Origin of the sequence: Burkholderia sp. 28_3 (assembly GCF_003253915.1) — a bacterium.
GTDB classification, from domain to species: domain Bacteria; phylum Pseudomonadota; class Gammaproteobacteria; order Burkholderiales; family Burkholderiaceae; genus Burkholderia; species Burkholderia cenocepacia.
Genome location: NZ_QKZF01000043.1, coordinates 1 through 13,961, shown reverse-complemented (window position 1 = coordinate 13,961; position 13,961 = coordinate 1). Strand labels below are relative to the sequence as shown.

The following is a 13,961-nucleotide window of genomic DNA, read 5'->3' as shown; positions in this document are numbered from 1 at the left end:
GTGAATCAGTAGTGGATCACCGTGCGAATCGACTTGCCTTCGTGCATCAGATCGAAGGCTTCGTTGATATCGTCGAGACCCATGGTGTGGGTGACGAACGGGGCGAGATCGATTTCGCCTTTCATTGCGTCTTCCACCATGCCGGGAAGCTGGGTGCGGCCCTTGACCCCGCCGAAAGCGGAACCCTTCCAGACACGGCCCGTGACCAGCTGGAACGGACGGGTCGAGATTTCCTTGCCGGCACCGGCAACGCCGATGACGATCGACTGCCCCCAACCGCGGTGAGCCGCTTCCAGTGCGGAACGCATGACGTTGACGTTACCGATGCACTCGAAGGTGTGGTCGACACCCCAGCCGGTCATCTCGATGAGGACCTCCTGAATCGGCTTGTTGTAGTCCTTGGGGTTGAGGCATTCGGTCGCGCCGAATGTACGGGCCAGCTCGAACTTGGCCGGATTGGTGTCGATGGCAATGATGCGACCCGCCTTGGCCTGGCGTGCGCCCTGAATCGCAGCGAGACCGATACCGCCGAGGCCGAAGATGGCTACCGAGTCGCCTGGCTGCACCTTGGCCGTGTTGTGAACGGCGCCGATACCGGTGGTCACGCCGCAACCGAGCAGGCACACGTGCTCCGGGTTCGCGTCCGGGTTGATCTTGGCCAGCGATACCTCGGCGACTACCGTGTATTCGCTGAAGGTCGAGCAGCCCATGTAGTGGTAAAGCGGTTGACCGTTGTACGAAAAGCGGGTCGTACCATCGGGCATCAACCCCTTGCCCTGGGTCGCGCGAACCGCGACACAGAGGTTGGTCTTGCCGGACTTGCAGAACAGGCATTCGCCACATTCGGCGGTGTAGAGCGGAATGACGTGATCGCCCGGCTTCACGCTGGTCACGCCTTCACCCACCTCCATGACGATGCCCGCGCCTTCATGGCCCAGCACGACCGGGAAGAGACCTTCGGGGTCATCACCCGACAAGGTGAAGGCATCGGTATGACAAACGCCGGTGTTCGTGATCTTGACGAGCACTTCGCCCTTGCGCGGCGGCTCGACGTCGATCTCGACGATTTCCAGCGGCTTTCCGGGCCCGAAGGCAACTGCTGCACGTGATTTCATGATGTCGCTTCCTTTACTGAGTTGAATCTTCAGGACCCGCCGCCGTGGCGGGGGCTAACGAAGATAGGACCGTACGATAGAGATCGTTTCATCGATGGACTTCTTCTGCGAATCGGTCGTCGTTCCACTATCCGGGAACTCCTCTCGCAGATGGCTCTCCAGCACAGCTGCCATCAAGCCGTTGACTGCACCCCGGATGGCTGCCAGTTGCTGAAGAACGGCAGCGCATTCGGCATTGTCTTCAAGCGCCTGTTCGAGAGCCGCTGCCTGCCCTCGGATACGTCGAACACGCGTAAGCGCCTGCTTCTTCTCTTTGGGGCTGTATGGCATGAGATCCCTTCCCGGGTGGTAGTGTTCACATACTATACTACCCAATAGTATCTAGTGCAACTGAAACGATTTTGAAGACCGACCGGAGTCATGCGCAACCACCATCGAGTTCGAAGACGGAACACTCCTGCGCGCAGGCGCCCTCCAACCCTGCGTACCTGACGTAATTGCCCAATCCCGGACGCCGGCAAAGTTAGATCAGGGTCGCGTGGTCACCGGAGAGCGACAGGAGACTCCCCTGAAAGGCGCCCACAAATGCGTCGAAGCCGCTCGCCTGTTCTTTTTCAAGGCGCGCCTGTTCGGCCCGCGATGCGTCCGCTAACGCCCTGAAGGCCATAAGCCTGTCAGCAGGCAGCGGACGCTTGCGGAAAGACTCCGCATGAAGCCGGCTTTGATCCATCGCGAAGCGGTTGAAACTCACACCGCGCTCGCTCATTGTCGCCAGCATCATGCTCGAGGGCGTGAGCGACGGATCGTTGACCTTCGCGCTTTGAGCCGCGAGGGCTTGACGATGGCTGCCGCCACCCTTTGCACAATCGAGCATTTCAGCCAGTGGCGCGATGTCGGCGAGCAATTCGTTGGACCAATCTTTCAGATAAACAGATTGGGCTCCACGCTGCAATACCAGTCCCGGACGACGACCTTCCCTGGCTACGGTGAGCCCATTGGCAACCCCTTGCGCAAATTCTCCGTCACGCAAAAGTGGGCTCTCACGCAAGGCGCAGAACAACAGGAACGCATCAAGGAAATGCGCCTGTGACTCATCAATGCCCAACGGCAGGAAGGGGTTGATGTCAAGGCTGCGCACCTCGACATATTCCACCCCTTGGTCCTTTAGCGCTTCTACAGGCCGCTCTCCAGCGCGGGCGACGCGCTTGGGCCGGATGTTCGAGTAGAACTCGTTCTCACTCTGCAGAATATTCGTGTTGAGTTGCACCCATTCCGCCCCCCGATGCGTGCCAATCTGCCCATATAACGGATAAGGCGTGCCCATCGCCATTACCAGCGCGTCGATGTAGCCCGTCAGACTGTCGTAACAGGGCGCTAGGCTTGACTGGGCATGGCTCTGGTAGCCCAGATCACTCATCCGCAGGCTCGTGGCATGAGGGAGGTACAGGGTTTCACCGTCTAACCTCTCCAGTTCGTGGCGACGACCGCGCAGGAAGTCAGCGTTTACTGCAGGCGAGGCTCCGAACAGATACAGCAGCAGCCAGTTGTAGCGGTGAAAATTTCTGATCAGCCCCATATAAACCCAGGACTTGAGGTCGCGGTCAGTGCGTTCCCTGCGATTCCCACCACCAAGCAGCGGCCAGATCGCCTGCGGCAGTGAGAAGTTGTAGTGAATGCCGGCAATGCACTGCATGGTACGCCCGTAGCGCAGAGCGAGGCCTTTCCGATAGACGTGCTTGAGCCTGCCTGTGTTCGAGGTTCCATACATGGCGATCGGAATCTCTTCCTCGGCAGGCAGTGCACATGGCATGGACGAACTCCACAGGAATTCATCGCCAAGGTTTGCGTAGGTGGAACGATGCAGATCATCGAGGCTTTCGAGCGTTCGCACCGGATCTGCAAGCGCTGGAGTTATGAACTCCAGCAAGGATTCGGAATAATCGGTGGTGATTTGCGGATGAGTCAGCGCAGCACCGAGGCCACCGGGGTGGGGGCTGAGAGAGAGGTGTCCATCGCCGGTCACGCGCAGACATTCACGCTCTACGCCCCGGTGGCACGCATTGAACAGGTGGATGTGATCGCGCAGCACGTCGAGCCCAGGACGGAGTGGGGCGCTATACATGATCAGGTCCACGTGCGTATGCAACCGGTACGATTCGAAGATAGGCCACAGCAGAGGTTCCCTGGGTCAATAGGCTCTTCAACGGATGAAGCGAGCCGGCTAGCAAAATATGAAAACACTGCTGTGAGCCGCGTCGAAAGCTAAGGTACGGGTTACGGGAAGCAACATACCGTAAGCACATCTGCGACAGCCTCGTTTCGTATACTATACACCAGTATAGAACAAGGGAAGTCGGCAGATGTGAAATATTAAAAGCGGGTCACCCTTTGGAAAGTATTGGTCTCCTCATCCACGCAGCAATGCTTGCGCGACGGGTCATGGGGTTTTGAAATATCGACTACGGGATAAGAAACGTTTTTTGTTAGAACATTAATGCTTGACCGAACCGTGCGGGTCGATGACGTACTTGTACGCCGAACCGGCATCGAAGTCCTTGTACGCCTGCGGAGCATCTTCCAGCTTGATGAACTTGATGTTCATCATCGGGGTGAGATAGGGCATCCGGTCGTTCAGAATCGCTCTCATCAATGCCCGGTTGTAGTTCGCGGTAGGGGACTGGCCGGCCGCCATGCGCGGCGATTTGATCCATGCATTCGACCATTCCAGATCCATATGACCTGCCTTCGCTGCCGCGTCTTTGGAAATCGGATTCGCACAGTAAACACCGACGGTACTCGTCGTTCCACCGGCCCGGACATATTTCAGCATCGCGTTTGTGACCGCGTTCTCCACGATCTTGCCCGCGTCTGGACCGAAGCCGCGACAGTCGACACCGACGTAGTCTATGACGCGATCGACCTCCCGATGGCCGGTAATGCGCTCGAGATGATCTTCAATCGGTGTTCCGTCGGAGAGGTTGATCGTTTCAATACCGTGTGGCTTGAGAAGATCCAGCCGCTCCGGGATGAAATCGGCAACGACGATTGCCCCGGCTCCGAGCAGCTTCGCACACGCTGCGCCTGCCCGTCCTACCGGCCCGGCGCCGAAGATCAGTACATTCTCGCCCACGATATATGCTGGCGCTGCGGGCCAGTCTGGCGCGGCGAAACCATGAAAAGCGGTGGGCAGCACGTCGGAGAGAAGAGTCAGGTCGCGGATCTTCTCCATCGCTGCGTCCTTGTCAGGAAAGCGCAGGAGGTTGAAATCGGCATAAGGGACGAACAGGTAATCGCCCTGTCCGCCGGTCCAGCCGCCGAGGTTGAACCCATAGGCGCCGCAGTCGACGTCGGTATTCGTATTTTCGCAAACTTCGGAACGCATGTGCTTGCAGTTGTAACATCGGCCGCAGCCCACGTTGAACGGAACGGAAACGACATCGCCCTTTTTGATGAACTCGACATCCGACCCAACTTCGATCACCTCGCCGGTCATCTCATGACCCATCGTCATCCCTTTGGGCACCGGAAAGGAGCCTCGATAGATGTGAAGGTCGCTACCACAGATGTTTGTCGTGACGATCTTGAGGATCGCTCCGTGAGGTGCGCTTTTTCCTTGGGGAGTGATGAGTTCGGGGAACTTGAAAGTGTTAACTTTCATTTCCATCGGCTTTTCGAAAGTGACGATTCTGTTACCAGGTTGAGCCATTTCGCTTACCTCCTGCGTTAAGTGCATTAAGGTGCCGGTCGTAACAAATGACGGTCGTGACTTTGTGGTGCGATCCTCTGGAAAATAGACAGGTGCCAGGCTCGCGCATTCAAGGCCCGTTCCGAATTCGTTACTGGTGAAAAATCGCATCTTCGCCGCAGCAGGTCAAACTCGAAAATTCTATGAATTGATAGAACACATCGATCATCGCCCTTTGAACGGGCGATCAGGGTCACTGGGCCGGCGCGGATCGTGCCGTTTCGCGAAGCGGGCACGAGCGCATACACCGGCCAGCGCTCCATGAATTACGGGGCGGGCCGCGATTCCGGTCGCCCTGTGACGCCCGATTGTCCTGATGTGGGGGAGCTCTGTGCAGCCCCATCAGTTGCGGCGTCCCGTCCGGGCGCGTCAACCAACGTGCGCGGACCCGATTGCGTAGTCAGGGTTTGCACGCATCCAATTGATTCTTCGACGGGATTTCTGTCCAGAATCGTCCGCACTAATCCAATAAAGTGTTTCTTATCCTGCCGCTGATCGCGAACCAGCAACCACTCGCTCGAGTTTGATCCTGTGCGGCCTTCCAATGACGGAGTCGAAAATGAAAGCCCTGGTCAAAGCCCACTTGTTCCACCCCTCAGTCGTGCTGCCGCTCGCTGCCTTTACGGAACTTCTGGTCGAGCGTGATTTCAATCTGGGACAGGTGGGAATTATTGTCGCGGCGCGTAGCGCACAAGCCGTGGTATCGCGTTCCCGCTCGCTTCTCTGCTGCCACGGTTGCCACCCGGTTTGCTAAGGTAGCTCACCAGCGGGAACTTAATGTCGCTCCCCACGCAAGGGCATCGCTCATGCACTCTTCAGGCTACTGGTGCTAAAGCGTGCCCGATAGGCACGTGGCGTGAGCGAAAACTGACGTACGAATGCTTTGCGCATCTGCTCTTCGGTCGGGAAACCAACCCGCGAGGCAATCGTCTTCAGGGGCAGGTCGCTGTCGAGCAGCAACGTCGCGGTCCGCTCACAACGCGCACGAACCAGATAGCTGGCCGGCGATATTCCGACCTCCTCCTTGAACAGGCGGGTGAAGTTGCGAACACTCATTCCCGCCTTGTCGGCCATATCCTCCAACTGCAGGGGCTTGCTCAGATTGGACATCACCCAGCTCTGCACATCACGTATCTCCGGTGCAGCCGTCATCTGGCTGTTCAACAGATCGCTGAACTGTGACTGCCCGCCCGGCCGCTTCAGATAGATGACGAGATCCCGGGCTACGGTCAGCGCAAGGTTGCGACCGAAGTCCTGCTCAACGAACGCTAACGTAAGGTCAATCGCGGCAGTTACACCTGCCGAGGTCCACATGTTGCCCTCCTGGATGAAGATGGCATCTGCGTCCACCTCCACCGAGGGAAACCGCTGCTGCAGCAGGGTTGCAACACTCCAGTGGGTGGCAGCACGACGCCCACTCAATACGCCAGCGTTCGCCAGAAAAAAACTTCCCGAGCACAGTGCGGCGAAGCGCTTCGCTGAAGCTGCGCGCCGGCGACACCAGTCGACCAGCCCGGCTTCGCGCGCGACCGCTGTCTCGATGTCCAGCGCGCCAGCGACCAGCACCGTCGAGAGCGCCTCACGCTCCGGCAAACCAGCACTTGCCTCAAGCGAGATCAGCGTGTCCGAGGGAATACGTCCGGCCTGCGGCGCCACGATATGAATCTCGTATCGCCTCGAATCCCCCTGCAACGCCAGATGACGGTTCGCATAGCTGAGCACGCTGACCGGGCCAACCGCCTCCATCAACTTGAAGCCCGGGTAGATGACGAGATGCACCTGATGGCTGCCCGCCGACGCAGTGGCGCATCGAGAATCGGAACCGCCGGACTCTATGACGGGTTGACCGTCATGCAAAAGGGGAAACATTTCACGACTCCACGTGATTGACAGGAAGGAACTTGGCCAAAATCGTCCGTGACGTGCCAATAGACTTGGTCTTGCTGAATGTGCATAGACAGCCCGATGGCTTCGCTGACACGCAGTGGATTGCCAGGCTGCCCCGGACAGATCGCTTTGCAATCTCGCCGATTCGCTTACAACACCAGCACGCGGACCGACGGCACCAGTAGAACTTTGATTTCGCTACTTTCCTTGAGGAATAGGATTATCACCACTTTTACCCACGTCACGGTTGGCACCAACAACTTGCCCGAAGCACGCGCATTTTATGACAAGGTTCTCAAGACCCTGGGCTGGTCGCGTAGCGCAGATCTTTCCGGTGACATCGGTTCGATCTGGGCGACGGCACGCCGAGCTTCTTCGTCCTGAAGCCCGCCAATGGTCAACCGGCTAGCGTCGGCAATGGCGTCACCGTCAGCTTCAAGGCATCGAACCGTTCGGCAGTCAAGGCATTTCATGACGCCGCGCTGTCGCTGGGCCGCCCTGACGAAGGCGCGGTTGCTCCGCGTGGCTGCGCACCGAACGCTTTCGCTGCCTACACCCGTGACCCCGACGGTAACAAGCTCGCCGTCTACAGCTTCACGGCGGAATAAGTTGCTTAAAGCGTGAGTTTGGGAAGCGTCTCTGTTAGCCTCATTCAATCGACCTGGGATACGCGCGAGTTTCACAATCGCCTTTGTGATGATCTGGCCACACGACATCCATCTTCATGCCTTCGCGTAAAGGCAACCGTAGTCAGGGCGCCCGATCTTTCTACTTCCGGGAGCGATTCATACAACGGTTCCCGGGCGACTGCGCTGGCTAGCAGCATCCCTTCCGGAGTCATGCCGATCTGCGAATCGGCCATCGGGCTGTCGACACATCGCCAACAAAACCGAAGGCATAAGCCCGCTGGCAGCCATATAGCCTACGACGGAGCCGTCAGATTGACGTGACGGCCACGTCCAGCCATACGAAGATGTGCACTGTGGCGGGCTTCGTGGTCGCCGAATTGTATAGTCCTGAGGTGCAGGTTCCTCGCTTCCCAGCATTCCCCTCAATCGCCAAGAGGGAAATCACAGAAAATACGTGTACACAGAATGAGAGCTATCGTTGCCGAAAGGCGTTCCGCGGAAAGTCACCCCAAGAGGCATACGTGATCGTACGAAATTTCGAATACCTGATTGCCTTGAACCGCGAAGGCCATTTCGGTAAAGCAGCCAAAAGCTGCAATGTCTCGCAGCCCACCCTTTCCGCCGGTATCAGGCAGTTAGAAAAGGATCTGGATGCCGAGATCGTGCGACACGGCCAGCGCTATGACGGGCTAACCAAGGAAGGTATGCTGGTTTTGGCCTGGGCGCAACAGATGCATGACGACTGTAAAGGTCTCAAGCGGGACCTGTCGGCGCTTCAACATGATATCGAGGGCCAGTTCCGCCTTGGCGTACTACCCGGGACTTCTGCCGTTGCTCCCATTCTCAGTGTGGCGCTTGCTGAAAAGATGCCACTCCTGGAGCAATCTATCATTACCGGCAGTGCGCCCAGTTTATTTTCTGGCTTGAGTGACGGCGAGCTTGATATCGCGCTGGGATATCTCGACGACCTTCACGACAAGAGCCTGGATACCCATTTGCTCTATCGGGAACGAATCTTTCTTTTCCAGGCCAGTCGTCAAACGCGACCACGGAGTATCAAGTGGGATCACGTCGTAAAGCTGCGACTCTGCCTTCTGAACTCATCAATTCCAGAGATCGCTCAAGCCCAGTTGTCGCTGTGCGCCGGAGCGATCTATACGGACTCGGTTGATGTTCTCGCGGCGCATGTTGCCTCAGGGAGATATTCGACGGTGCTACCCCAATCTCTGGCAGCGCGGCTGAAACAGATTCCACACCTTCGGGCGCTTGCCATTACAGGACCGGGTTCTCAGGCGAGCGTCGGCTTTGTCGCTGCTAAACACCGCCTGAAATCCGACCCGCTGACTGCTCTGCTCGAGCTGGTTCACAGCCCGGAAGTCGTTGCGCCCATTCAAGCGCTTCTTGGCGTTCATCGGAGTCTACGTCCGAAGGCTGCTCAGGATAAGGGTGGTACGCCCAGCTAGGAGCGTGCGCCCGCGGAAACCCGAAGCCGTGTGACGGCCTGTCTCGGGATCCGATGGGCGTACACCCATCTACGGGATGCTAACCCCGGTGCTCGCTGGTGCGGCCTTAGGGGGCGGGGGGGCGGACAGCCTACCCGCGTGGCAGCGGTGCTATACACTGAGATCAGCCATTCGGGCGGCGCGCCGAAACGTTTCCGATGAGCCGGGTGCTTCCACGTCGGCCGGAAAGCGGTTCTGGATTAGCATGACCCCATTCGCCGGGATACTCTGGCTTCGCGATGTTCAACAGGGAGGTTTTCCAATGCCAACTGGTACTTTCATCTTGCACTCCGCCTATACTCCGGCAGGTGATCAACCCGAAGCGATAGCGCGACTGATAGAAGGTATAGAGGAAGGGGCGAAGCACCAAACCTTGAAGGGCATCACGGGTTCGGGCAAGACCTTTACGATGGCAAACGTCATTCACCGCCTCAATCGTCCGACCTTGATGCTGGCTCCCAACAAGACGTTGACGGCGCAGCTTTACGAGGAGATGAAGCAGTTCTTTCCTGAAAATGCGGTTGAATTCTTTGTTTCCTACTATGATTTCTTTCAGCCCGAAGTGTATATGCCGGGCAGTGATCGTTTTATTCAGAAGGACTCGGCGATCAATGATCATCTTGAACGCTTGCGCCTGTCCACGACGAAGTCTCTGATTGAACGTCGTGACGTGATCGTCGTCGCTTCGGTGTCTTCAATATATGGACTCGGGGATCCCAATGGGTATCGCGAACTGCAGATTGCGCTGTCTCGAGGAATTAGTTTCCGACCCAGGGAACTCATTCGTCGCCTCGTTCGACTGCAGTACGAGCGTGTCGAACGCACGCTCAAGCGCGGGACGTTCCGGGTTAGAGGCGATGCAGTTGACATCTTTCCGGCGGATTCTGAATATAGGGCCGTCCGCGTGGAGTTGCTCGATGATTCTGTGCAATCCGTTCACTGGATAGATCCTGCCACGGGAGCCCAATTGGGGGAAATTGATCATTATCTGGTTTCTCCGAAGACGCTTTTTGCAACACCCAGGAACAGGGTCAACTCGGCCACGATCAAAATACTCGCAGAAATGGAAGCGCGAGTTGCTGAGCTCAATAGCGAAAACCGGCTCGTAGAAGCGGATCGATTGTACGAGCGGATTACAGGTGATGTCGAAATGATGCGGGAGCTTGGCTATTGCCCCGGGATGGAGAACTATTCGTGTTATCTGAACGGCCGGGACCCTGCGCTGCCCCCAAACACCTTGCTCGACTATCTGCCAACGGATGGCCTGCTGTTTGTCGACGAGTCCCATGTGATGGTCCCGCAAATCTCGGCAATGTATAAGGGTGACCAGAGTCGCAAAGATACGCTGATCGACTACGGCTTCCGGCTGCCGTCATCAAAAAACAATCGTCCGTTAAGTTTTGAGGAATTTGAAAAGGTCAAACCTCAGACTATCTTTGTTTCGGCGACCCCCGGAAACTACGAATTGGCGATTTCGAAAGGCCGATTTGTTAGCCAAATTATCAGGCCGACCGGGTTGCTGGATCCAGAAGTGGAAGTGCGGACAACGGATGGATGTATAGACGATCTGCTCGTCGAGATAAAAAAATGCGTGAAAAACAAAAATCGGGTCCTGGTCACCACGCTGACAAAAAGAGCAGCCGAGGAGCTCAACGATTTTATGACAGAGCGGGGCATTCGTTCCCGGTATCTGCACGCTGACATAAAGACCGAAGATCGCATAGAAATTATAAATGGGCTTCGCGAGGGGGAATTTGATGTGTTGATCGGGATTAGCCTTTTGCGGGAGGGCTTGGATATCCCGGAGGCTGCTTTAGTGGCCATTCTCGATGCGGATCATGCAGGCTTCCTGCGCTCGGCACAGGCCCTTATCCAGATGATCGGCCGCGTTGCCCGCAACGAAGAAGGCCGGGCGATCCTGTATGCCGATGGCATCACGCCGGCGATGAAACAGGCAATGGATGAGACAGGCAGCCGAAGAAAGAAGCAGATCGAATTTAATGAAGAAAACGGAATCGTGCCAGCTTCGTCTGTGCGAAAGCTGGCTTCCGAACACGTTGAACCGGAAGAGAACGCTTCGGTTCATTCGGTGGCTTTCTGTAAAAATCTTTCAGACCTCTGTGACCAGATTACGAAAAAGGAGGAGAGGTTGCTTGAATTCACGGATGCTGGTGACGAAAAGAAAATTGAAGATACCCGCGATCAGTTGAACGGGCTTTATCGTCAATTTATCTTCATGTAGTCGCTGCTTTAACGAGGGTTGATATCGAATTTGGCGAGTGCCGGGAGGTGCTCGCCGACCAGGCGTGCCCTGCATAATCTCATAAGATCAGGCTACGCTTGCGCAGCCGGACATCTTCAGGATTTAGCTGGCCAGGGTCGGCACTCCCAAACACCCTTAGGACGTGCTCACTCGGCAGACTCGCCGTGGATCCGTGGCGGTTCAAACGGCACGATTCAGGCCACATGAATTGTCTAATGACCTGTCCGAAGGGCGATGATAGGTGCGGGCTATCAAATCATAGAATTTTCGAGTTTGACCTGTTGCAAGTTAAATGCGATTTTTCATCTTCTGACGAAGTCAGAACGGGCCGTTAATGTCGACGTGGATAGACATGTAGCGCATATGTAGCTCAAAGCGCGAAGGTCGACGTTCGGTCACTGACACTCCAAGGGTTGATGCTGGCTGCAATAAGCGAGCGCGGCGTGGGTTTCAACCGCTTCGCGGTGGATCAGAGCCAGCTTCATGCGTCCGTACTTCGTTCACATCAAGCTCTCGCCGCAACAAGGCTGGTCCGCGCCGGGCTTCGCAGCATTCGTGTCTTCGGGGATTGAAAGCGGCAACGCCACCTTCGTGCATGACGCCGGTCGACAATTGTCGGCAGGAACTCCAGCTGGAACCCTGCAACTGTCTGCCCCGGGCTGATGGATGCGCCGGCTATAAACGTAGCCAGGCAAAAAGGTACGTACCGCGAGGCCTGAGCGCTTCGCTTCGACGAAAAATCAAGGTCATCATGAACGAGCCAGTTCTAGCCAAAGCGGCCCAGCAGGCGTCCCCGACCGTATATGGCATGCCGGCTCACGAGGATCGGGCCGCGGCCGTCGGCGAGCTGCATGCGCGCCCGTATCCTCTCATTGCAGTTCCGCGAACCCTGCTGCAGTTCGCGTTTATGACCGAGGGGGATTTAAGCCGGGACTATGCAGCGATGGACTCCCTGTCGGATCGCCTGGGAATTGCTCCCCGGGCGCATGCGTCTCCACTGCATGACCTGAAGTCGGGCGAGGAAGATCGCCATTGCGAAATCCTCCGGGGAGCACCGGGCATTGGCAAGAGGAACCTGGGGCGTGGCAGCCCGGGTAATCAACAGTCCTCGCGGGAGTGGAGACGTCAACCAGATGACCCACTGCATGAGTAGTACATCCTCCTACAAGTCTGTGCCCGTTCACGTCGCGCGTGCGGCGGGAAGCCCGCCTTACCCGCTCGGGGTAGTACTGCCGGAGGACTGTTTTACCGGCCGGAATGTCTTGGACATGCAAATAAAGTCGTCACCAGGAGTTCAAAACAATCATGGATATCTTTGACGCATTCCATCTCGCCAGGCTGCAGTTCGCATTCACGGTTTCGTTTCATATCGTCTTTCCGGCAATCAGCATCGGCATGGCAAGTTTCCTCGCCGTTCTCGAGTGGCGCTTGCTGCTCACGGGCGACGCGGCTTATAAGGATATGTACCGCTTCTGGTCGAGAATCTTCGCGGTAGGTTTTGGCATGGGGGTGGTCTCAGGCGTCGTGATGGCGTACGAGTTCGGCACGAACTGGAGTGGCTTCTCGACGGTTGCTGGAAATATTACGGGACCGTTGCTGACCTATGAAGTCCTGACTGCGTTTTTTCTCGAGGCGGGATTTCTCGGTGTGATGCTGTTCGGCTGGAACCGTGTGAGCCCGAAGGCGCATTTCTTCGCCACATTGATGGTCGCGATCGGCACGCTGATTTCGACCTTCTGGATTCTCGCGTCGAACAGTTTCATGCAAACACCGCAGGGCTATGCAATACAGAACGGCCGCATTGTTCCCGTCGACTGGTGGAAAGTGATTTTCAACCCTTCGTTCCCGTTCCGTCTGGCGCATATGACGATCGCCGCCTTTATCGTGGCCGCCTTTATTGTTGCGGCTTGCGGAGCGTGGCACTTGTTGCACGGGCGGCGTGACGTACCGGTCAAACGCAGCTTTTCGATGGCGCTATGGATATTGCTTCTTCTCGCTCCGGTTCAGATCTTTGTCGGCGACGCACACGGTCTCAATACGCGTGAGTATCAACCCGCGAAAATCGCCGCGATCGAAGGGCTCTGGGAGACAGAGCACGGTGGCACCGCGCTCAATCTCGTCGGTCTGCCCGACATGAATGCCGAAGTGACGCGTTACGCCATCAAGGTGCCACATCTCGGCAGTCTGATTCTCACGCATAGCTGGAATGGCGAAATCCGCGGACTCAAGGAGTTCCCGCCGGAGGATCGCCCGTTCTCGCCAATCATATTCTGGACGTTCCGCGTCATGGCCGGTCTTGGCATGTTGATGCTGTTGACTGCCGTGCTAGGCCTCATACTCCGTCGCGGCGGGCGCCTCTACGAAGCGCGCTGGTTTCAATGGTTTGTGTTCTGCATGGGGCCGTCCGGCATCCTGGCTTTGCTCGCGGGATGGATTACCACCGAAGTCGGCAGGCAGCCGTGGACCGTGTATGGCGTCTTGCGCACCGCCGATTCGATTTCGCCCATCGGGTCACAGCAGGCCGGCGTTTCGTTACTGATCTTCGTCATCGTCTATTTTCTCGTGTTCGGAACGGGCATCTACTACATGCTCAAGATGATGAAGAAGGGCCCGGCGAGTGGTGTCGAAGGCACCGAATCGCTCAAATATCCGGGATTGCACAATCGCACGCTCGATGCCGTTGTGGGAGAGTAAGACCATGCAAATCGACCTTCCGGTTATCTGGGTGCGGATTTCGGCGATGGTGATCAATCGTTTCGGCGAACGTGATCAGTCTGGAAGGTGGTGTTGCGCGGTCAATGGATTATAGCGACGGTGATC

General features: G+C 56.9%; 11 protein-coding genes. 6 read left to right on the top strand and 5 right to left on the bottom strand.

Annotated features, from left to right (window positions below):
* Positions 1-5 precede the first annotated feature (5 nt).
* The 4 genes from DFS13_RS38050 to DFS13_RS38035 all read right to left on the bottom strand — a co-directional run bounded on the left by DFS13_RS38050 (position 6) and on the right by DFS13_RS38035 (position 4,821).
* On the bottom strand, positions 6-1,115 hold the full coding sequence (locus tag DFS13_RS38050) for an S-(hydroxymethyl)glutathione dehydrogenase/class III alcohol dehydrogenase (RefSeq protein ID WP_012431205.1): 1,110 nt from the start codon (positions 1,113-1,115) through the stop codon (positions 6-8).
* Between the two features lie 54 nt (positions 1,116-1,169).
* On the bottom strand, positions 1,170-1,445 hold the full coding sequence (gene frmR, locus DFS13_RS38045; RefSeq protein ID WP_012431206.1) for a formaldehyde-responsive transcriptional repressor FrmR: 276 nt from the start codon (positions 1,443-1,445) through the stop codon (positions 1,170-1,172).
* 193 nt (positions 1,446-1,638) lie between these two features.
* A complete protein-coding gene (gshA, locus tag DFS13_RS38040; protein ID WP_223274403.1) occupies positions 1,639-3,249 on the bottom strand; it encodes a glutamate--cysteine ligase in 1,611 nt (536 codons plus the stop codon).
* A 357-nt stretch (positions 3,250-3,606) separates the two neighbouring features.
* On the bottom strand, positions 3,607-4,821 hold the full coding sequence (locus DFS13_RS38035; RefSeq protein ID WP_012431208.1) for a glutathione-independent formaldehyde dehydrogenase: 1,215 nt from the start codon (positions 4,819-4,821) through the stop codon (positions 3,607-3,609).
* A gap of 598 nt (positions 4,822-5,419) precedes the next feature.
* On the opposite strand from DFS13_RS38035, the gene DFS13_RS38030 reads away from it, so the two are divergent.
* Complete coding sequence (locus DFS13_RS38030) at positions 5,420-5,614, top strand: hypothetical protein (protein WP_012431209.1); 195 nt, start codon at positions 5,420-5,422, stop codon at positions 5,612-5,614.
* Positions 5,615-5,664: 50 nt separating this feature from the next.
* On the opposite strand, the gene DFS13_RS38025 is transcribed toward DFS13_RS38030, so the two are convergent.
* A complete protein-coding gene (locus DFS13_RS38025; protein WP_012431210.1) occupies positions 5,665-6,729 on the bottom strand; it encodes a GlxA family transcriptional regulator in 1,065 nt (354 codons plus the stop codon).
* A gap of 96 nt (positions 6,730-6,825) precedes the next feature.
* Between DFS13_RS38025 and DFS13_RS41050 the strand changes: the two genes are divergently transcribed.
* The 5 genes from DFS13_RS41050 (at position 6,826) to DFS13_RS37995 (ending at position 13,835) form a co-directional block, all read left to right on the top strand.
* Positions 6,826-7,131, top strand: a complete 306-nt coding sequence (locus tag DFS13_RS41050) for a hypothetical protein (RefSeq protein ID WP_223274402.1) — start codon at positions 6,826-6,828, stop codon at positions 7,129-7,131.
* A 766-nt stretch (positions 7,132-7,897) separates the two neighbouring features.
* Positions 7,898-8,839, top strand: a complete 942-nt coding sequence (locus DFS13_RS38015) for a LysR family transcriptional regulator (RefSeq protein ID WP_012431211.1) — start codon at positions 7,898-7,900, stop codon at positions 8,837-8,839.
* A gap of 301 nt (positions 8,840-9,140) precedes the next feature.
* Entirely contained in the window at positions 9,141-11,120 is a 1,980-nt protein-coding gene (gene uvrB / locus DFS13_RS38010; RefSeq protein ID WP_012431212.1) for an excinuclease ABC subunit UvrB, read from the top strand.
* A gap of 616 nt (positions 11,121-11,736) precedes the next feature.
* Positions 11,737-12,294: a DUF3422 family protein gene (locus DFS13_RS41205; RefSeq protein ID WP_309251524.1), complete on the top strand. Its 558-nt coding sequence runs from the start codon at positions 11,737-11,739 to the stop codon at positions 12,292-12,294.
* 152 nt (positions 12,295-12,446) lie between these two features.
* The gene (locus tag DFS13_RS37995; RefSeq protein ID WP_012431214.1) at positions 12,447-13,835 is read left to right on the top strand and encodes a cytochrome ubiquinol oxidase subunit I; all 1,389 of its coding nucleotides are present in this window, start codon (positions 12,447-12,449) and stop codon (positions 13,833-13,835) included.
* The last annotated feature ends 126 nt before the right edge of the window (positions 13,836-13,961 follow it).

Bases quoted from the DNA above. Each gene is read 5' to 3' on its own strand.
- DFS13_RS38030 (WP_012431209.1), top strand. From the start codon at position 5,420: ATGAAAGCCCTGGTCAAAGCCCACTTGTTCCACCCCTCAGTCGTGCTG.
- uvrB (WP_012431212.1), top strand. From the start codon at position 9,141: ATGCCAACTGGTACTTTCATCTTGCACTCCGCCTATACTCCGGCAGGT.
- DFS13_RS38035 (WP_012431208.1), bottom strand. From the start codon at position 4,821: ATGGCTCAACCTGGTAACAGAATCGTCACTTTCGAAAAGCCGATGGAA.
- DFS13_RS41050 (WP_223274402.1), top strand. From the start codon at position 6,826: ATGGCTTCGCTGACACGCAGTGGATTGCCAGGCTGCCCCGGACAGATC.
- frmR (WP_012431206.1), bottom strand. From the start codon at position 1,445: ATGCCATACAGCCCCAAAGAGAAGAAGCAGGCGCTTACGCGTGTTCGA.
- DFS13_RS38025 (WP_012431210.1), bottom strand. From the start codon at position 6,729: ATGTTTCCCCTTTTGCATGACGGTCAACCCGTCATAGAGTCCGGCGGT.
- DFS13_RS41205 (WP_309251524.1), top strand. From the start codon at position 11,737: ATGACGCCGGTCGACAATTGTCGGCAGGAACTCCAGCTGGAACCCTGC.
- DFS13_RS38050 (WP_012431205.1), bottom strand. From the start codon at position 1,115: ATGAAATCACGTGCAGCAGTTGCCTTCGGGCCCGGAAAGCCGCTGGAA.
- DFS13_RS37995 (WP_012431214.1), top strand. From the start codon at position 12,447: ATGGATATCTTTGACGCATTCCATCTCGCCAGGCTGCAGTTCGCATTC.